Origin of the sequence: Qingrenia yutianensis, from assembly GCF_014385105.1 — a bacterium.
GTDB classification, from domain to species: Bacteria; Bacillota; Clostridia; order UMGS1810; family UMGS1810; genus Qingrenia; species Qingrenia yutianensis.
In genome coordinates this window covers 1-18,731 of the sequence record NZ_JACRTE010000022.1, presented here as the reverse complement: position 1 = coordinate 18,731, position 18,731 = coordinate 1, and the positions used below count along the sequence as shown (strand labels likewise).

Genomic DNA, 18,731 nt, shown 5'->3' with positions numbered 1-18,731 from the left:
GCCCTTTCTTCGGGACTTAATTTGTACTTAGGCATAACTAAAACCTCCAAAATGATATTTTTATTATATATCATCTTGGAGGTCTTGTATAGACTTTACACAAAATTTGGGATAGTCTCTATTCTACAGTTTCAATTCCCTAACAAACAGAGGTATAAAATTGTTGGGAGTATTCCTTACCATTTAAGCACACAAATTATTAAAAAAGTGGTTTTTGAAAGCCATGCGTCTGACATCTATCTGATTGTTGAAGAAGGATTCTACAAGCGTACCTTGGATATTCACCGAACACTAGGGTTGCTCTTGCACACTCAAGTCTCGATTCAGCAATTGCTTAAGCTGCCAGCGGAATGCTTTCATCCTAAACCAAAAGTAAACAGTGTCTTAATAAAACTTACCCGCCATACCACAGATGTTCCAGATAAATATTGGAAGCTATATACGTACTTTGTTTCAAAATGGGTCAATCGAGAATATCGTCAACTGTTTACTAAAAATCAGTTTCATCAAGCAATGAAACACGCCAAAGTAAACAATTTAAGTACCGTTACTTATGAGCAAGTATTGTCTATTTTTAATAGTTATCTATTATTTAACGGGAGGAAATAATTCTATGAGTCGCTTTTGTAAATTTGGAAAGTTACACGTTACTAAAGGGAATGTAGATAAATTATTAGGTATACAAAGCCAAAGTAACAAACCAAAAACAAATTAAGAAACAAAAGGGTATAGAACATCCTGATTATGTTGCTGATTTGGATTGGATGTGTTTTAGCAAAGGTCCGTATGAATTTGATTAAAAACTGAATATGCTTTGAGTGGAAACATCAATCAGAAATGGTTGATGTTTTTCTTTTTGCAAGAAAGGATTATTATGGAAGTTAAAATTAACCGAGAAATACGAAATTACACAGAGTCAATGTTTTTTGGACTGTCGCTCAGACAGTTCATTTTTTCTGTCCTCGCCTGTGCGGTAGCGGTAGGACTTTACTTCCTCCTAAAACCGTACCTCGGAACAGAAACCGTATCGTGGGTGTGCATTTTGGGAGCTGCCCCTTTTGCGGCTCTCGGCTTTGTGAAATACAACGGAATGACGGCTGAGAAATTTATATGGGCGTGGATAAAGTCCGAGTTCCTTATGCCGAAAAAGCTGGTCTTTCATTCCACCAACACCTATTACGAATTGATGAAACCGACAATCGAACAAAAACAGAAGGAGGCTTATAAGAACAATGATTAAAACCCTTACAAACCTGTTAAAGCAGGACAAAGAAAAGTTTGTAGTACCAAAGGGCGTACAGGATTGTATTCCCATTACCGCAATCTATGATGACGGTATTTTCCGTGTGGGCAAGGACAAGTATTCCAAGAGTTTCAAGTTCACGGATATTAACTTTGCCGTAGCAAGCCGTGAGGACAAGGAAGCAATGTTCCTTGAATACTCCGAGCTTCTCAACTCTCTTGACAGCGGAGCTACTACAAAGCTGACTATCAACAACAGACGGCTTAACCGTTTGGACTTTGAGAAAACCATTCTTATCCCCGAAACCGGCGATGAGCTTGATGTTTACCGAGAGGAATATAACAAAATGCTTCTCGACAAGGCGACCGGGGCAAATGCCATCGTTCAGGATAAGTATGTTACTATCTCTATCAACAAAAAGAGTGTGGAGGACGCAAGAACCTATTTTGCCCGTGTCGGTGCTGACCTGATTGCTCACTTTGCAAGACTCGGAAGCAAATGTGTGGAGCTTGAAACCGATGAAAGGCTGAGAATTGTCCACGATTTCTTCCGTGTCGGGGAGGAAACCGCCTACCACTTCAATATTAAGGAAACGAGAAAAAAGGGACACGATTTCAAGGATTATGTTTGCCCGGATACAATGGAATTTGAAAAGGACTACTTCAAAATGGGAAACCGTTACGGGAGAGTCCTTTTTCTTCGTGAGTACGCTTCCTATATCAAGGACAGTATGGTAGCTGAGCTTACCGACCTGAACCGCAACCTGATGATGTCCATTGACATCGTACCTGTTCCTACCGATGAAGCGGTGCGAGAAGCAGAGAGCAGACTGCTTGGGGTTGAGACGAATATAACCAACTGGCAGAGAAAGCAGAATCAGAACAATAACTTTTCCGCTACCGTTCCGTATGATATGGAACAGCAGAAAAAGGAAATGAAGGAGTTCCTTGATGACCTTACCACTCGTGATCAGCGAATGATGTTCGCTGTACTCACTATGGTTCATACTGCGGACTCCAAAGAACAGCTTGATAACGACACCGAAGCTCTGCTTACTACGGCAAGAAAGCATTTGTGCCAGTTTGCGGTTCTCAAGTATCAGCAGATGGACGGACTGAATACTGCTATGCCCTTTGGAACACGCAAGATTGACGCATTCAGAACCCTTACCACAGAAAGCCTTGCGGTCTTTATTCCGTTCAGGGTTCAGGACATTTACCACGAAAACGGCATTTACTACGGTCAGAATGTTATCAGCAAAAATATGATTATCGCCGACCGCAGACAGCTACTCAACGGTAATTCCTTTATCCTTGGCGTATCCGGCGGCGGAAAATCCTTTGCGGCAAAGGGAGAAATTGAAAATATCATTCTTTCCTCCAATGCAGATGTTATTATCATCGACCCTGAGCGAGAGTATTCTCAGCTAGTAAAGGCACTCGGCGGTGAAATCATCAATATCTCCGCTACTTCTCCGAGCCATATCAATGCGATGGATATGAACAAGGAATACGGTGACGGTGCAAACCCGGTTATCCTGAAATCCGAGTTCATTATGTCGCTTTGCGAACAGCTTATCGGCGGCACAAACCTCGGTGCAAAACAGAAGTCTATCATCGACCGTTGTACGGCGAGCGTTTACAGAGACTATCAGCAGAGAGGTTATACCGGCACAGTTCCTACTTTGCAGGACTTCCGTGCGGAACTTTTGAAACAGGACGAGCCGGAAGCAAAGGAAATCGCCCTTGCTATCGAGCTGTTTACACACGGTTCTTTGAATACTTTTGCAAAGCCGACCAATGTTGATACGGATAACCGACTTATCTGTTATGACATTCTTGACCTCGGCAAGCAGCTTATGCCTATCGGTATGCTTGTTGTCCTCGACTCTATCCTGAACCGTATTACACAGAACCGTGCTAAGGGTAAGCAGACTTTCATCTTCATTGATGAAATCTACCTCCTGTTCCAGCACGAATACTCCGCAAACTTCCTGTTTACTCTTTGGAAGCGTGTGAGAAAGTACGGTGCTTATGCCACCGGCATTACGCAGAATGTGGACGACCTTTTGCAGAGCCATACGGCAAGAACTATGCTTGCAAACAGCGAGTTTTTGATTATGCTCAATCAGGCGTCAACCGACAGAATTGAGCTTGCCAAGCTGCTTAACATTTCCGACCTCCAGCTTTCATATATCACGAATGTTGACGCAGGACACGGACTGATTAAGGTCGGCAGTTCGCTTGTGCCGTTTGCAAATAAGTTCCCGAAGAATACGAAGCTGTATAAGCTGATGACAACCAAACCGGGCGAGGGTGTATAACCCTTGCCCTATTCTGTAAATGAGAAAGGAAACACCTATGAAAAACAAAATCTATATTGCCATAATCTGTGCTTTCAGCATTGTATTTGCCGTCAGTTCAGGTTTTCTCATCAAGCACTATTACGACTCTGCAAAGCAGGCGGAAATGTACGACAATCTGATTGAGGTGGTGGAGACCGAGCCTGAAGAAACCAAAGAGCCGATGAACTACTCCGAAGAAAAGACCTTTATCCCGGAGTATCAGGAGCTTTATCTGCAAAACAACGATATGGTCGGCTGGATTAAGGTTGAGGACACAAAAATCAATTATCCCGTTATGCAGTCAAAGGACAACCCGAACTTCTATCTGAAGCACGGCTTTGATAAGGCATACACCGACTACGGCTGTCCTTATGTTCAGGAAAACTGCGATATGGAGCTACCAAGCGACAATATCATCATCTACGGTCATCATATGAACGACGGCTCTATGTTCGCCGGTCTTATGAAATTCAAGGACAAGAGCTTTTGGGAAAAGCACAAAACAGTATCCTTTGATACGCTGACCGACAGACAGACCTATGAAGTAATTGCCGTGTTCAAAACCGTAGTATATACGGATAGTCCCGACAGCTTCAAATATTATCAGTTCGTCAATGCTGAGACCGCCGATGATTTCACAGCCTATGTTGAGAGGTGCAAGGAACTGTCGCTTTACGATACGAGCGTAACCGCCGAATACGGCGACAAGCTCCTGACCCTTTCCACCTGTGAGTATTCCCGGACAAACGGCAGACTTGTTGTAGTGGCGAAGCTCATTAACGAATAACGCAACGGGTGGTTCAGCCTGCATAGGAAGGAGGGATTGTATGGCTGATATTAAAACGAAAGACAATGCAAAAGGTACGATACGAACCATAGATAAGGCTGCCGTTGCAACCCAACGAATGAAGCAGGCGTATATCGCAACCAAAGAAAAGGCGGAGCGGTCGGTAAATGCTAACAGCAGTTCAGCCGAGGAATACGCTTACGATAAGCTGGAAAGCGGTATTGACGAGGTGGTTCACGATGGTGCCTATGCGTTTGACAAGGCGGGACGAAAGGGACTTGAAACCACAAAAGAGAATATCCGCACCGCAAAGGACGGTATTCAGCGTTTCAAGCAGCAGCGAGCCGAGCAGTCTTTGAGAAAACAGGCTTCGCAAAACACAAGCTCTGCGATTAAGACTGTCGATAAGGCGGAAAAGACCATTAAGCAGTCGGCTACTTCCTCCGGAAAGAAAACCATTAAGTTTGCCGGGAAAGAAGCAACGAAAACTGCACAGAAATCAGTTAAGACGGCTGAACAGACTGCAAAGACAGCGATAAAAACCAGTCAGCAAGCGGCAAAAGCGGCACAGAAAACAGCTCAGGCGACAGTTAAGGCTTCGCAGAAAGCGGCACAGGCGGCAAAAGCCACCGCCAAAGCAACAGCCGCTACGATTAAAGCCGCAGCCAAAGCCACCGTTGCCGCAGTCAAAGCAATCATAGCGGCGGTAAAAGGTATTATTGCCGCTATCGCTGCCGGCGGTTGGGTTGCGGTGGTTGTTATTATTGTTCTATGCCTTGTTGCTCTGATTGCGGGTTCAGTGTTTGGTATCTTCTTTTCAGGAGAGGATTCCGGCACGGGAATGTCAATGCAGACAGTCGTTCAGGAAATCAATCAGGAATATGATGACCGGTTGGAGCAGGAAAAGAACTCCGTAAGCTATGATGTCCTTGAAATGAGCGGCAGCCGAGCTGTGTGGAAAGAGGTTCTTGCGGTCTATTCTGTTAAAGTGAATACCGACCCCGACAATCCGATGGAAGTTGCTACGGTTGATGAAACCAAGAAGCAGCTACTGTCGGATATTTTTTGGGAAATGAACGACATTTCTTCCCGAACGGAAACGAAAACCCATACCGAAATCGAAGAAAGCGACGACGGACACGGCAATATCGTACAGACCGAAACCACAGTAACCGAAACATTTCTGTATATCACGGTAACGCACAAGACTGTTGATGAAATGGCGGCTATGTATGGCTTTAATCAAGAGCAGAAAGATTATCTTGCCGAGCTATTGCAGGACGAAAACAATCAGCTATGGTCACAGGTGCTTTACGGTATCGGATACAGCGACGACCAAATCGTAACGGTTGCCTTGTCTCAGGTAGGTAATGTAGGCGGTCAGCCTTACTGGTCTTGGTACGGATTTGACTCCCGTGTAGAATGGTGTGCCTGCTTCGTTTCTTGGTGTGCCAACGAGTGCGGATATATCGACGCCGGTATTATCCCGAAGTATGCCGGTTGTGTAAACGGCGTACAATGGTTCAGAGACCGAGGACAATGGGCAGACGGTTCGTATGAGCCTTCGCCTGGTACAATCATCTTCTTTGATTGGGAGGGCGACGGTGTAACAGACCACACCGGTATTGTTCAGAAATGCGAGAACGGTACAGTCTATACCGTTGAGGGCAACTCAGGCGATACTTGCAGAACCAAAACATACCCGGTTGGAAGTTCTGTTATCTACGGATACGGTATTCCGGCATATTAAAAAAAGATGGCTGCTCGTTCGAGTAGCCATCAAGTACATTATTCAAAATCTGTTATTTCTCTATCTTTCAGATAGACATTGTGCGTGTGATAAGTAAAACACATCAACAAATCGCTGTCTCTATTATCTTTCGCTTCGAACACAGAAAAGTCATCGGACAAGATAAAAATAAGTCCAAGCAGTTTCTTTATATATCCGTTATATGAAGCATAGTTCATATAGAGAGATGCGGTATATCCGTCATCGTCCTCTATCAAATCTGCGTCAATTTCATAGGTTTCCGATAACTCACTGACTGCCCATATAAATTTATCTTTATTAGCTATACGCTTTTCATTGGGGACAGTCCTTCTGTTCTTCCGCATAAAATCAAGAAATTCTTCCGCTGTCATCGAGTTTTCGTTATCGTCATAATTCTCGTTTTTCATTTCTTCTCAATGTAATAACTGCATGGCATATCAAGCCAAATACAAGAGAAAAACAGCCACCGCCAAATAGTGATGCTCCCCACCCTGCACCTGACATTGTCATAAAACCGCCAACAAAGAAAATACCAATGCCAAGAAATATACCAACACCATAAAAAAGTCCAATTGCCATATCGTACTTATTAAATTGTCGTTTCTCCTTTTTTTCATATGTTTCCATCTTTGTTATTACCTCCTTCGCAAAATCGTCCATGTTGACTCCAAAAAGAAAGCAAATTTTTTTCAACATATTTAAATCGGGTTCATTAACATCTCTCTCCCAATTCGATAGTGCCTGCCGGGTAACATTCAATTCCCCGGCTAGTTCTTCCTGTGTCATTCCCAATTGTGTTCGCAGATGACGTATTTGCTTTCCTGTTGTAATATTCGTCTGTTCCTGGTTCAAAATAGTTTCTCCTCTCTGATACTGATTTTATCAATGATATTTCGCAATAGCCAGCAATGAACGCTTGCATTGCGCAAGACGTTACATTATCTTCTGAAACATATAGCGCACCTTGTCCAGGCGGCTGTTTGGACGGCGGGGCTGGATGACTGGCTTGCCGACAGCGGCCTGATACCCTTTCAGTTCTGTAAGGCATACGCTCTGCCCGTTGGTGTAAAAGGCCAGATCAGTACGGTATGCCTGTATACAGCGGGCGGGAATCTCGCCAGTAAAGACAACTTCATCCTTTTTTACCTGGACCGTTTCGATGGTGGCACAGTATTTCGGTGCATCATGATAAGCCCTGGAAAGATATTCCCGGGGCGCATAGAGGGTGAAGGAGAGATAAGGTTCCAGCAGTTGCGTCCCTGATTCCTTCAATGCCTGTTCCAATACAATCGGGGCCAATGAGCGGAAGTCCGCCGGCGTGCTGACCGGACTGTAATAAAGCCCGTATTCAAAGCAAATCTTACAGTCCGTTACGTTCCAGCCGAACAAGCCCTGCTCCAGCCCGTAACGGATACCATCCCTGACAGCGTTTTGAAAACTCTGGTTCAAGTATCCCAGCGAAACCCGGCTCTCGTATTGTACACCGGAGCCAAGCGGGAGTGGTGTAACAGACAGTCCGATGGATGCCCAAAACGGGTTGGGCGGCACCTCGATATGGATGGTGTGGCTGGCTGCTTTGAGCGGCCGCTCCATATAAATGACGGTGGGTTCCTTTACCACTGTTTCAAGCTTGTATTTTTCCGACAGCAAAGCGGAAACAACCTCCAACTGCACCCGGCCCAAAAAAGAAAGAATGATCTCATGGGTGATGGAATCCACTTCGCAACGCAAAAGCGGGTCAGTATCCGCAAGTTGCGTAAGAGCGTCCAGCAGCCGTTCTCTTTGCGCTGCCGTTTTCGGCGCAATCGTCGTCCGCAGCATGGGGAGGGGGTCCTCGCGCCACCTTTTACGAGGGAGCCGGGTTTGGTCCCCTAATACATCGTTTAACCTCACGCTGTCGCTGGGAAGGATAACAATTTCACCCTGATAAGCGGTGTCTGTCCGAACAATTTCCCCTTTGGATGGAATACGCATCTCTGTGATTTTCAGCTTTTCTCTCCCGGCCAGGGCCACCGTATCCCGCAGGCGCAGCGTTCCGCTGTATAACCGTAGATAGACACGCCGCTGGCCGCAATCGGTGTACTCAACCTTGAAAACGCTGCCGCATAGGGCGGCGCCCCCCTGTTCCCCAATCGGTTGGAACAGCCCTGTCACCGCATCCATCAACGGTTGAATGCCAAGGCCATTTTTGGCGCTGCCATAATAGACCGGGAACAGGGAGGCGTCTTGAACCCGCTGCTGTTCCTCCCGCGCAAGTTTTTCCCGGCTGATTGGTTCTCCTGCGATATACTTTTCCAATAATTCATCGTTATTTTCGATGACCGCATCCCATGCTTCTATGTCGGTATTTTCCTCCAGGACTATTTCCGGGGACAGCGACACCGTCTGCTTGATGATAATATCGGCGGAGAGCTTATCCCGAACAGACTGAACCACGCTCTGCAAATCAACGCCAGCCTGGTCGATCTTGTTGATAAAGATAACGGTGGGAATGTTCATTTTCCGCAGGGCATGGAACAGAATACGGGTCTGGGCCTGCACGCCATCTTTAGCGGAGATCACCAAGATGGCCCCATCTAAAACAGCCAAAGAGCGGTACACCTCCGCCAAAAAATCCATGTGGCCGGGCGTATCCACAATGTTAACTTTACATCTGTGCCACTGGAAGGAAGTGACTGCCGCTTGAATGGTAATCCCACGCTGCCGCTCCAAAAACATGGTGTCCGTCCTCGTTGTCCCTTTTTCGACGCTCCCCGGTTCTGAAATGGCTCCGCTGGCATATAGCAGGCTCTCCGTCAAGGTCGTCTTTCCAGCGTCTACATGGGCAAGAATTCCAATATTGATTATTTTCATGTGATTGTCCTCCCTTTACAGCCCCAAAGGGCATAAAAATCCCCAGCAGTAAAATACTTTTACCACTGGGGATTATAAGTTGCGGACATACACATATACAGCATACACCTGTTTGTGAGTGCTGTTTTTGGGGATATGTCAAAATTGATAAGGCAAAAGTATTCTTAAATTGGGTACAAAAAACTAAGCCCCTACAAAAGGGACTATCATAATCCTTTGTTCCCACTATTTGATTATAGTTTTATTTAAGAATACCTTGCCGCATATTTTTTACTCCTTTTCTGGAATAGAATTATTATATCACATCAGTTTTAGGAAAGCAAGTATCTAAAAGAAATTTTTCTTCCCCTTATATGTAACAATCATACCGGCTTCCTAGCGTTCAGAATGGTTTCTACTGTCTGCTGCGGTGTTTGGTTGGAATTGTCCAGCCAAAAGCCGATCCGTGGTGTTGTCTGCATTTTACTAAATACAAATTCAATGTATACAGAAAGAAATATATAAGGAGTGGGAGGGATTCCGCCGTAGTCGGCATTGTAGGAAAATCCAAAAGTTTAGATTTTCTCAAAATGCTTATCTTTTGGTCTTTGGTTCGGAATAGTGTAGTGCTGGCGGTCTATCTATTGTTTTCGGTTGCTTGCTTCTTTACCGTACATGAGCATTACTGCCGGGTACAAAGCGTTTCGGTGAATTAAAAAAATCAATCGGCAGCGTTTCTCAAAAGGTTTTGACTGCTCAGCTTCGTGATATGGAAGAAAACGGACTCGTTAATCGAAAAGTGTATGCTGAAGTTCCGCCGAGAGTAGAATACTCTCTGACAGAATTGGGACAAAGCTTGAAACCTATTCTCGACGCTATGTGGAGTTGGGGCGAAGATTATAAAGAAAAATGTAATAAATAACGAAAAGACCGTCAAATCTCAACATTCGAGACTTGACGGTCTTACATTTTGTGATTGTATTTAAGAAAATCGTTTTGGTGTTCCTGTTTGCGAAGTTGATAGCCCTGTGCAATCAGCGTATCCACTTTCAGAGCAATCAGGTTTATGTCAGAACACATTGCCCGTGCAATCTGCTGAATGTCATAGCCGTTTTCAATGTATTCCAAAATGGTGTCGTCCGGGAGCGAAGCCTGAGAAGCGAAGATATTTGCTTCATACTCCATACGGTTCTCTCTCATATCAAAGATGTTGAACTCTTTGAACCCGCCGACAGCAACCGCTTCTTGCCTGTGGAGAACATCGTGTCCGATTTCGTGCCATAGCACTATCTGCTCCACGACCGGGTGCATACCGTTTTTAAGAAAAACAAAGCGGTTCTTCAGAATAACTTTATATGCTCCACGCTGCTTGTCAAAATTTCGGTAGATTATATTGATACCAAGCTCTTTTGCGACCTTGTATGGGTCACGAGTACCGCAGCGGTCAATGAGCTTGTTTACGATTTTCACAATCTCAGCCGTAGTGTAATACCCCAATCCGGCTCACCTCCCATATTATAGTATATCGGATATTAACCCTATAATAAATTATAAACTATTATATGTCCCATATATTGGACTTAGTTCACTTCGAGGATTACTCGTCTTTGCGGTATTTCTTCGGGGTGTATTTTTTATTGTTTTTCTTTGCAATAAGATAGGCTTCCTGAATGGCGTCAACCATTTCACGCATATCCTCGTCAGCCATTTCGCCGCCGGCAAACAGACCGGTAACTTCTGCAAGCAACTCCTGAGCCTGTCTTGCTCCTCTGCGTCCGTACTTATCCTCTACATCGGCGATGAAAGCGTCGTCCTCAGACAGCAGATAATTCACATTTACATTTAAGGATTCTGCCAGCTTCTTATATCTTTCCATTCCTCTCGGACGGGATTTATCATTTTCATAAGAACCAATTATGCGTCGGGTTACGCCGATTTTAGCTGCCAACTCATCTTGACTCATACCAAGCTTTGTTCTTTCAGCCTTGACTTTTTCACCGAATGTCATTGTGATTTCACTCCTTAAAAGAATATTTACAGTTGAACTACCCATTTGCTCTTGACAAGTACAGTTGAAGTGTATATAATATGAATTGGGAAGTTGAACTACACATAGTGTACACCAAACTACCCAAAATGTCAAGGGGGTTCTAAAAATGTTACGAAGCATACTTCATTGTGATATGAATAACTTCTATGCCAGCGTCGAATGTATGCTCGACCCCGCATTGAAGAAATATCCGATTGCTGTCTGCGGCTCTGTGGAGGAACGACACGGTATCGTGCTTGCAAAGAACTACAAAGCAAAGGCTTTTGATGTGAAAACCGGGGACGCAGTATGGCAGGCTAAACAGAAGTGCAAGGACTTGGTTGTAGTGCCGCCCCATTATGAGGAGTATATCAAATACTCAAAGCTTGCGAGAAGCGTTTATGAGCGATATACCGACCAAGTTGAACCGTATGGTATGGACGAGTGTTGGCTGGATATTAGCGGGACAGAAAGCCTTTTCGGTTCGCCGGAAAAGGTGGCAAATGAAATTCGTGAGACTATGAAGTTTGAACTCGGCTTGACGATTTCTGTGGGTGTTTCCTTTAATAAGATATTTGCGAAGCTCGGCTCGGATATGAAGAAACCGGACGCAGTAACCGTAATTCCAAAGGACACATTCAAAGAAAAGATTTGGGGACTTCCTGCCGCTGACCTGCTCGGTGTAGGACGGGCAACCCAGCGAGTGCTTGACAGCTATTGTATTCGTACCATCGGGGATTTAGCGAATACCGACCCTGAGTTCTTACGCAGAAGATTAGGAAAGAACGGAGTAGTTTTATGGAACTATGCCAATGGTAACGACCTTTCCCTTGTTGCCAAGAAAGACTTCGTTTCTCCTATAAAAAGCGTAGGACACGGTATAACAACGGTAGCAGACTTAGAGAAACCGGAGCAGGTGTGGCCCGTGTTTCTCGAGTTAACCCAAGACATCGGACACAAGCTCCGTGTTCACGGACTGAGTGCAGAAGGTGTCGCAATACATATTAGAGACAACACACTCAATACAAGGCAATGGCAGACGAAGATTGCACTTCCTACACAGTCTCCGATGATTATTGCAAAGACCGCTTTTCAGTTGTTTGAAAAAAGATATGGGTGGAATAACCCTATCCGTTCTGTGACGGTACAAGCCATAAATCTTGTTCCACAAGACACGCCCCGTCAAATAGATATGTTTATGGACGCCGCCAAGCAGGACAAATTGGAGCGAATGGAAAAGTGTGTTGAAGAAATCAGACGGCGTTTCGGAAAGGACAGCATAAGGAATGGGGTTCTGTGTCAGAACCTGCGGCTACCACCGAAAAAAGCTGAAATCACTATGCCGACAGGTATGGTCGGTTAAGGAGGGCTTAATGTGATTGACGAAAAAGAGGTTACGGCTTATGTTACGATACCCGACTGCTTTTTGCAGGGGTGCAGCGAAGATATTGTTATCTTCCGTGCGGACGGCGGAAACCATTTTACCGACTACGGTATATATGAGGGAATGTTCCTGTTCTTTGACCGGAAAAAACGCTTTAAGAAAGGAAGGCTTTCCTGTTACATCAATACTGCCGGAGATGACCGACCTAAGTACAGGGTGTCGGATAAGAACATCGACGGATACAAGCACTTGGGAAGATTGGTTTTGACTTTGAGAAATTACGAGGTATAGAAATGGAATCCGATAGAAGAAAAGTTTATGTTGAAGTAAATGTAACACACAGACCTGATGGGACGGCTCGTCCGAATTTCATCAAGTTTGAGAATGATGAAAAATATGAGATAGACCGTGTAATTCAGAAATGCCGTGCGGCTTCCACCAAAGTCGGAGGAACCGGTATCCGCTACACGGTACAGATTTGCGGCAAGCCCACATTTCTGTTCGACGAAGAAAACGGAAAGTGGTTTGTAGAAGCAAAATCCTAATGGTAGGAGGTTTTGTAACTTGAAACATTTATCGAGATTTGACATCGAAGCGATTGCCGACAAGTATGTTCAGGCATATATGGCACTTCCTGATGTCCGTAACACACAAATATACAGAATTGACCCGGAGCTTCTCTTGGAGAAGGTTCTCGGATTGAATGTCGAATACCAGCACCTATCCTATGACGGTAGTATTCTCGGAATGACCTCATTTACGGAAATGGGTGTTCAGGTGTTTGAAGATGATGATAACGAAGCCTTTTTCTTTTTGGACGGGAAAACCGTTCTTGTGGAAAAGGACTTGAACTTTGACAGCAAGCTGAAAGGCAGAAAGAACTTTACCTTAATGCACGAGGGCAGCCATCAGATATTCAAGATGTTGTTCCCGCATGATTACGGTGTAACACAGAAATCTGCCGGAGTACATTATTGCAAGGCAAATTCCGAGAGGAATAAGCCAATATCCGATTGGGAGGAATGGCAGGCAAACACGCTTGGAGCTGCTATTCTTCTTCCTGAAAACCTCATAAAACAAGGAATGTATCTGTTCAGTCTCGGCGAAAAGATTGAATGCCTGAACAAGATATACTATCCGAGCGTATATAAAAGGTTTGACGCACTTGCCGATTTTTTAGGGTGTTCCAAAAAAGCACTTGCCATACGAATGAAACAGCTCGGACTACTGAAAAAGGAGTATCTTGATAATCCTTTTGATTTGGTTACGGTTTATCCGGAGGTGAGCGAGCTATGAAATCGTTGGAACAAAAGATAATCGTAAGGTGCAAAAACTGTGGCTGGCGTATTTTCGACAAGGTAACAATGACAACAGGTGTTATTGAACTGAAATGTCCGAACTGCCACAGAGTAGTAGAGGTTGACCTGTCCCTACGCAAGGGAACGGTCAAGTACAGATTAACAAGAAGTAATAACAGAGCGAACAATTAAATATCGGGCAGATGTACCGAGCCACGAGTCCTTGAGCGAAAGCTCCTGAGTCATCAAATTGCCGGACGCTGAGAATTAAGGGATAGAAATATCCTAATGTTCTTGGTGTCCGGCTTTTTTGTCGCTCCCGAAAGGAGCAAGACCGTGACATATAAGTGGCTGGCATATATCGCCAAGTATCCGTAATCTCCGAATTTTTGATTTCAACCAAATTCAAAAATTCAAATTTAAGGAGATTACGACAATGACAAAACTTACATTAGAACAACAGGAATTATTATTTGCGAACGACTGCAAACTCATCAATCTGCGGTATGAATACCACGGTTACACCGGCACGGAGAAATGGGCGATTGTAACAGAACTGGCGGAAGAAGAATTGTGGGTTAAATACCCTGATGTTATCCGCCGGTACACCCCGTTCATTCTGCTTTCTATGGCTCAGGGCGAAGTGATTGACGAGTCATACAGAAACAATGATAAGTACGAAAAGCGAGCAAAAAGAACAATCGATGTGTACGGCTATGAAGATGACATCTCTGAACAGTTCCACCGGGAACTGATTACTCCGTTTGTTGACCCGTTTGAGCAGGCGGAGGAAGAACGGATTGAGGAAGAAAAGGAACAGCTTCGACAGTTAGAAATTGCAAAAGTCAGAAAGGTATTGGAAATGCTGAAACCCGTTCAGAGAGAAAGAATGATTAAAGCGATTTTGTTAGGTATGAGTTCAAGAAAAATCGCAAAGGAAGAAGGCGTATATTACAGCGTTGTAGATAAGTCGATTGCCGCCGCAAGAAAAAATTTCAAGAAATTTTATGAAAACCTCTGATTTTGGGTGTGCATTTTGACCCCCTTTGTCCAAATGAGTGAAGGGGTTATTTCAATTCCGGATACGAAATGCACTTTCAAGACTAAATGAACAGAGAGGTTATACATATATGCAGAGAAAAGAAATTCAGCGTGGAGATTTATTCTACTACGATTTTGGAAAAAGGGAGGGGTCTGTCCAGTCGGGAGAGAGACCTGTAATGGTAATTCAGGCGGACAACTTTAATGCAAACGCTCCGACAATTATTGTTGCGGCTGTTACAGCTGTGATGAAAAAGAAGTATCTTCCTTCACACATCATTTTGGGTGAGGACTTCGGTCTGAAGAAGCCGTCAATGGTTCTTCTTGAACAGATACAGACCGTCAATAAGGATGAACTGACAGACTACATTGGTTCGGTAAACGATGAAAGGCTTTGGAAGCAAATTAACGCAGCTCTTAAAAAGACTTTCGGTTTATGGATTTACAACACAGACAGAAACGGAGATGTTCGTTGCTTATGCCCCAAGTGTCTGAGCGACTATATCCACGACCCAAACTATGTTGTCAGGCGTCTTGACCCGTTTGCGAAAAGCAAAGACCACTGCGATAAGTGCAATAACAGCGGTTGGGATTACATCGTTTATGACAAACGCACCTCGGTCAAAGGAAAGGGGTGCAGGAATGTCAAATAGCAGTGAAAAAAAGAAGCGTTACAACATTCCTCTTTGGTGTAAACCAAACCTGTCTATTGAGGAGGCGGCAGCTTATTCCGGTATTGGAATGGGAAAGCTTTATGAAATGACGGAAAGTCAGGATTGTCCTTTTGTTCTTTGGATTGGTAGCAGAAGAATGATTAAAAGGAAAGTCTTTGACGAGTTTATCGAAAGGCAATACTCGATTTAAGGAAAAAGTCAAGTCTGCGATGAGCCGATTCGCATAATTGGCTTACCGCAGACTTTTGAGTATGCTGTAATCACCAAAGGCAAGGAGGTTACAGCGTATGTCTGACAAACAACTTAAATCCAATATGTCGAGTGTCCCAATTTGGAAGAAGATGAACCTTACGGTTGAAGAAGCTTCGGAATATTCGGGCATTGGCACATCAAAGATAAAAGAACTATCGAATTGCGAAGATTGTCCTTTCGTTCTTTGGAACGGGGCAAAGCGATTGATTAAAAGGAAACAATTTGAGGAATACCTGTCATCGCAGTATTCCCTCTGATGGAGGTGGTGTTATGGGAAATAAGCAGACTGAATTGAATAATTCAGGTAATCAGGTGGAAACCGTGCCGGTTTGGGTAAAGCCTTACCTTACGATTGATGAAGCGACCGCTTACACAGGCATAGGCAGAGACAAACTCTATGAGATGACAAGCCGAGAAAAATGTCCGTTTGTTCTGTGGGTAGGAAACAGACGAATGATTAAGAGACGAGTTTTTGATGAGTACATTGAGAAAATGTACTCAATATAGGAAGGAGGGCTTATGGACAACGATGTTTTAGCTTACAGAGTCTTACTCGAAAAGCGAAAAGAAAATGCTCCCTTTTGGGAGAAGAAGGTTTTAACGGTTGAGGAAGCAGCCGAGTACACCGGTATCGGCAGGACAAAAATCAGGCAAATCATAATGAGGGGCGATTGTCCCTTTGCTGTCACTAACGGTGTTCAGGTCTGTGTAATCCGAGACAAATTTATTGATTATCTTGATAAGCAATTTAGTATTTAAGGGAGGAAAAAGTTATGCCAAGAACAAAAAGAAAAGACAAATCAAGAGTAGTGCTTCGTACAGGCGAATCACAGAGAGCCGATGGTACATACCATTTCAGTTGGACGGACGCCAACCACAAAAGGCGTTATGTGTATGCCAAGACACTTGATGAACTGCGATACAAAGAGGAACAAATCGCAAAAGACAAGAGCGATGGCATTAAGGCAGAAGCTCGATACACAACGGTCAATGACATTTATGAGCTTTGGAAGGATTTGAAGCGAGGTCTGAAAAACAACACCTTTGAAAACTATAAGTATATGTATGAGACCTTTGTCCGTCATCAGATAGGTTCAAAGACTGTATCTTCTCTGAGAAAAACAGATATAAAGAGGTTCTATAATTACCTTGCAGACGAACGCCATCTGAAGCCGGCGACCATTGATAATATTCATACGGTTCTCCATCAGATTTTGGATATGGCGGTCGATGATGACTACATCAGGAATAACCCGTCAAACAATGTGCTCAAAGAGTTGAAACAGTCCCATTGTTTTCAGACCGAGAAGCGTAGAGCCTTAACAAAGCCGGAGCAAGAGTTGTTTCTTGACTATTTGAAAAACTCTCCGACATCAAAGTATTGGTATCCGGTGTTTGCGGTTATGATTGGTACGGGACTTCGTGTTGGAGAGGTTACAGGGTTAAGATGGTGCGATATTGATTTGGAAGAAGGTATCATTGATGTGAACCACACGCTGGTTTACTATGACCATCGTACCGAGGGCAGTAAGCGTGGCTGTTACTTCAATGTTAATACGACCAAAACCCCGGCAGGAAGAAGAAAAGTGCCTATGCTCGGTTTCGTCAAAGAAGCATTTTTAATGGAAAAAGAAAGACAGGAATTACTTGACCTTCATTGTGAAGCGACTGTTGACGGATACACCGATTTTATCTTCATCAACCGTTTCGGACAGCCGCAACATCAGGCAACCCTCAACAAAGCAATTCGCCGTATTATTCGTGACTGTAACGATGAGCAGTTGTTGAAAGATGAAAATGCAGAAGTATTGCTCCCGCATTTTAGCTGCCATTCTTTAAGGCATACTTTCACAACAAGAATGTGCGAAGCAGGGGTAAATGTTAAGGTCATTCAGGACACGCTCGGTCATAAGGATATTTCAACTACGCTCAACATCTATACCGATGTAACAAAGGAGCTGAGGAAGTCCGAATTTGAAGGTCTTGACTCCTACTTCAAAAATGAGTATAATAAAGTGTCGGTTTGACAGATTAAATTGATACGGACTTCATAGTTGGTGGATAAAAGCATTTACATCATTTACATCAATTCTTACACAAAGCCCCCACGAAACTAATCGAAAATAAAGTAAAGTAGGATTTTGAAAAAATCTGATTTGCGACTTATTTTGAACTATGTTGGGTTATAGCAAGAATTGAAACGATGTCCTAAATCGTCCCGACAATGAAGCCGTTGGAGAATAAGTAACCAAAGAAATGCAGTGTTTATGCGAGTTTGCAGGTTTTGAATGATTAAAAAACTACGCCACACTACGCCAATACTACGCCAATTTGTGCAAGAATTTGTGCATTGAAAGGTAACAACGCTTAATTAGAGCTGCAAATGTAATGTTTGCGGCTCTTTATATATATATATATGATTTTTGAACGCTTTATTTTAACATAGAGCGTTCTTTTTTTATACGCAAAATTGCAAAGAAAGGAGTGTTTAATTATGTCAATACAATTTGAATATTTTTACGGAAGTCAAGCGGAACAGTTTTCGTTTTACCGTATTCCAAAAATCCTATTTACCGATGAAACGCTTTCCGGAATTTCTGTTGAAGCAAAGGTGCTGTATAGCTTTATGCTTGACCGTATGAGCCTGTCAGTAAAGAATTGCTGGTTTGATGAAGAAAATCGAGTATATATCATCTACACTATTGATGATATTTTATGTGATTTCGGTTGTGCAAAGCAAAAGGCATTAAAGCTTTTGGACGAGCTTGAAAACGGTATCGGACTTATTGAACGCAAACGACAGGGGCTTGGCAGACCGAACATAATTTATGTGAAAAACTTTATACATAATCCTAAAGAAAAGCGGTATGAAAATCAAAATACCGAAAGTATGAATATAGAAAATCAAGAAGTATTAAATTCAAACTTGCAGAAGTATGAAAATCATACTTCAAGAGATATGAAAATCGAAATTCAAGAAGTTCCGAAATCATACTCAAATAATACTAATAATAACTATACTGATTTTAACGATACTGAAAAGAATAATACTGAATCGAGCGATACTGAAATCATA

The 18,731-nt window shown here is 43.5% G+C and carries 24 protein-coding genes; 19 read left to right on the top strand and 5 right to left on the bottom strand.

The window, feature by feature from the left end:
- From H8706_RS10860 to H8706_RS10840, 5 genes are all read left to right on the top strand, one after another.
- On the top strand, positions 1–609 hold a 609-nt coding region (locus H8706_RS10860), incomplete at its 5' end, for an rRNA adenine N-6-methyltransferase family protein (protein WP_262432638.1).
- Between the two features lie 265 nt (positions 610–874).
- Complete coding sequence (locus H8706_RS10855) at positions 875–1,240, top strand: PrgI family protein (protein WP_015573062.1); 366 nt, start codon at positions 875–877, stop codon at positions 1,238–1,240.
- Positions 1,233–3,566, top strand: a complete 2,334-nt coding sequence (locus tag H8706_RS10850) for a VirB4-like conjugal transfer ATPase, CD1110 family (RefSeq protein ID WP_044761233.1) — start codon at positions 1,233–1,235, stop codon at positions 3,564–3,566. Before H8706_RS10855 ends, H8706_RS10850 begins: the two co-directional genes overlap by 8 nt.
- A gap of 37 nt (positions 3,567–3,603) precedes the next feature.
- Positions 3,604–4,374, top strand: coding sequence for a class B sortase (srtB, locus tag H8706_RS10845; protein WP_262432637.1), 771 nt, complete (start codon positions 3,604–3,606; stop codon positions 4,372–4,374).
- A gap of 40 nt (positions 4,375–4,414) precedes the next feature.
- Positions 4,415–6,124, top strand: coding sequence for a CHAP domain-containing protein (locus H8706_RS10840; protein ID WP_262432636.1), 1,710 nt, complete (start codon positions 4,415–4,417; stop codon positions 6,122–6,124).
- 38 nt (positions 6,125–6,162) lie between these two features.
- Here the strand turns inward: H8706_RS10840 and H8706_RS10835 are convergent, their stop codons facing one another.
- The 3 genes from H8706_RS10835 to tet(W) all read right to left on the bottom strand — a co-directional run bounded on the left by H8706_RS10835 (position 6,163) and on the right by tet(W) (position 8,998).
- Positions 6,163–6,552 carry a hypothetical protein gene (locus H8706_RS10835; protein ID WP_050618044.1) on the bottom strand — a complete coding sequence of 130 codons (390 nt, stop codon included), beginning with the start codon at positions 6,550–6,552 and terminating at the stop codon, positions 6,163–6,165.
- Entirely contained in the window at positions 6,533–6,997 is a 465-nt protein-coding gene (locus H8706_RS10830; protein WP_074410843.1) for a helix-turn-helix domain-containing protein, read from the bottom strand. Before H8706_RS10830 ends, H8706_RS10835 begins: the two co-directional genes overlap by 20 nt.
- A gap of 81 nt (positions 6,998–7,078) precedes the next feature.
- Entirely contained in the window at positions 7,079–8,998 is a 1,920-nt protein-coding gene (gene tet(W), locus H8706_RS10825) for a tetracycline resistance ribosomal protection protein Tet(W) (protein WP_050618045.1), read from the bottom strand.
- Positions 8,999–9,662: 664 nt separating this feature from the next.
- On the opposite strand from tet(W), the gene H8706_RS10820 reads away from it, so the two are divergent.
- Complete coding sequence (locus H8706_RS10820; protein WP_085951113.1) at positions 9,663–9,899, top strand: winged helix-turn-helix transcriptional regulator; 237 nt, start codon at positions 9,663–9,665, stop codon at positions 9,897–9,899.
- A gap of 41 nt (positions 9,900–9,940) precedes the next feature.
- Here the strand turns inward: H8706_RS10820 and H8706_RS10815 are convergent, their stop codons facing one another.
- Together H8706_RS10815 and H8706_RS10810 are read right to left on the bottom strand one after the other, a co-directional pair.
- Positions 9,941–10,474: an ImmA/IrrE family metallo-endopeptidase gene (locus tag H8706_RS10815; protein WP_024532699.1), complete on the bottom strand. Its 534-nt coding sequence runs from the start codon at positions 10,472–10,474 to the stop codon at positions 9,941–9,943.
- Between the two features lie 100 nt (positions 10,475–10,574).
- Entirely contained in the window at positions 10,575–11,030 is a 456-nt protein-coding gene (locus H8706_RS10810) for a helix-turn-helix domain-containing protein (protein WP_277839841.1), read from the bottom strand.
- A gap of 103 nt (positions 11,031–11,133) precedes the next feature.
- On the opposite strand from H8706_RS10810, the gene H8706_RS10805 reads away from it, so the two are divergent.
- From H8706_RS10805 to H8706_RS10745, 13 genes are all read left to right on the top strand, one after another.
- A complete protein-coding gene (locus tag H8706_RS10805) occupies positions 11,134–12,369 on the top strand; it encodes a DNA polymerase Y family protein (RefSeq protein ID WP_050618047.1) in 1,236 nt (411 codons plus the stop codon).
- Positions 12,370–12,381: 12 nt separating this feature from the next.
- Complete coding sequence (locus H8706_RS10800; RefSeq protein ID WP_003525179.1) at positions 12,382–12,681, top strand: hypothetical protein; 300 nt, start codon at positions 12,382–12,384, stop codon at positions 12,679–12,681.
- Positions 12,682–12,683: 2 nt separating this feature from the next.
- A complete protein-coding gene (locus H8706_RS10795) occupies positions 12,684–12,935 on the top strand; it encodes a hypothetical protein (protein ID WP_014635881.1) in 252 nt (83 codons plus the stop codon).
- A gap of 19 nt (positions 12,936–12,954) precedes the next feature.
- Complete coding sequence (locus tag H8706_RS10790; RefSeq protein ID WP_050618048.1) at positions 12,955–13,686, top strand: ImmA/IrrE family metallo-endopeptidase; 732 nt, start codon at positions 12,955–12,957, stop codon at positions 13,684–13,686.
- Complete coding sequence (locus H8706_RS10785; protein WP_003525176.1) at positions 13,683–13,880, top strand: hypothetical protein; 198 nt, start codon at positions 13,683–13,685, stop codon at positions 13,878–13,880. Before H8706_RS10790 ends, H8706_RS10785 begins: the two co-directional genes overlap by 4 nt.
- Before the next feature lie 244 nt (positions 13,881–14,124).
- Positions 14,125–14,709 (top strand): chromatin SPT2, encoded by a 585-nt coding sequence (locus H8706_RS10780; protein ID WP_050618049.1) that lies wholly within the window; start codon positions 14,125–14,127, stop codon positions 14,707–14,709.
- Positions 14,710–14,818: 109 nt separating this feature from the next.
- Positions 14,819–15,382: a type II toxin-antitoxin system PemK/MazF family toxin gene (locus H8706_RS10775; RefSeq protein ID WP_050618050.1), complete on the top strand. Its 564-nt coding sequence runs from the start codon at positions 14,819–14,821 to the stop codon at positions 15,380–15,382.
- Positions 15,372–15,593 (top strand): excisionase, encoded by a 222-nt coding sequence (locus H8706_RS10770; RefSeq protein ID WP_041179095.1) that lies wholly within the window; start codon positions 15,372–15,374, stop codon positions 15,591–15,593. Before H8706_RS10775 ends, H8706_RS10770 begins: the two co-directional genes overlap by 11 nt.
- Positions 15,594–15,690: 97 nt before the next feature.
- Positions 15,691–15,912, top strand: a complete 222-nt coding sequence (locus H8706_RS10765; protein ID WP_079844853.1) for an excisionase — start codon at positions 15,691–15,693, stop codon at positions 15,910–15,912.
- A 34-nt stretch (positions 15,913–15,946) separates the two neighbouring features.
- Positions 15,947–16,162, top strand: a complete 216-nt coding sequence (locus H8706_RS10760) for an excisionase (RefSeq protein ID WP_449421276.1) — start codon at positions 15,947–15,949, stop codon at positions 16,160–16,162.
- A 12-nt stretch (positions 16,163–16,174) separates the two neighbouring features.
- Positions 16,175–16,414, top strand: coding sequence for an excisionase (locus tag H8706_RS10755; protein ID WP_050618052.1), 240 nt, complete (start codon positions 16,175–16,177; stop codon positions 16,412–16,414).
- Between the two features lie 14 nt (positions 16,415–16,428).
- A complete protein-coding gene (locus H8706_RS10750) occupies positions 16,429–17,682 on the top strand; it encodes a site-specific integrase (protein WP_022117667.1) in 1,254 nt (417 codons plus the stop codon).
- 467 nt (positions 17,683–18,149) lie between these two features.
- Positions 18,150–18,731: replication initiator protein A (locus H8706_RS10745; RefSeq protein WP_262432635.1), on the top strand; the 582-nt coding region annotated here is incomplete at its 3' end.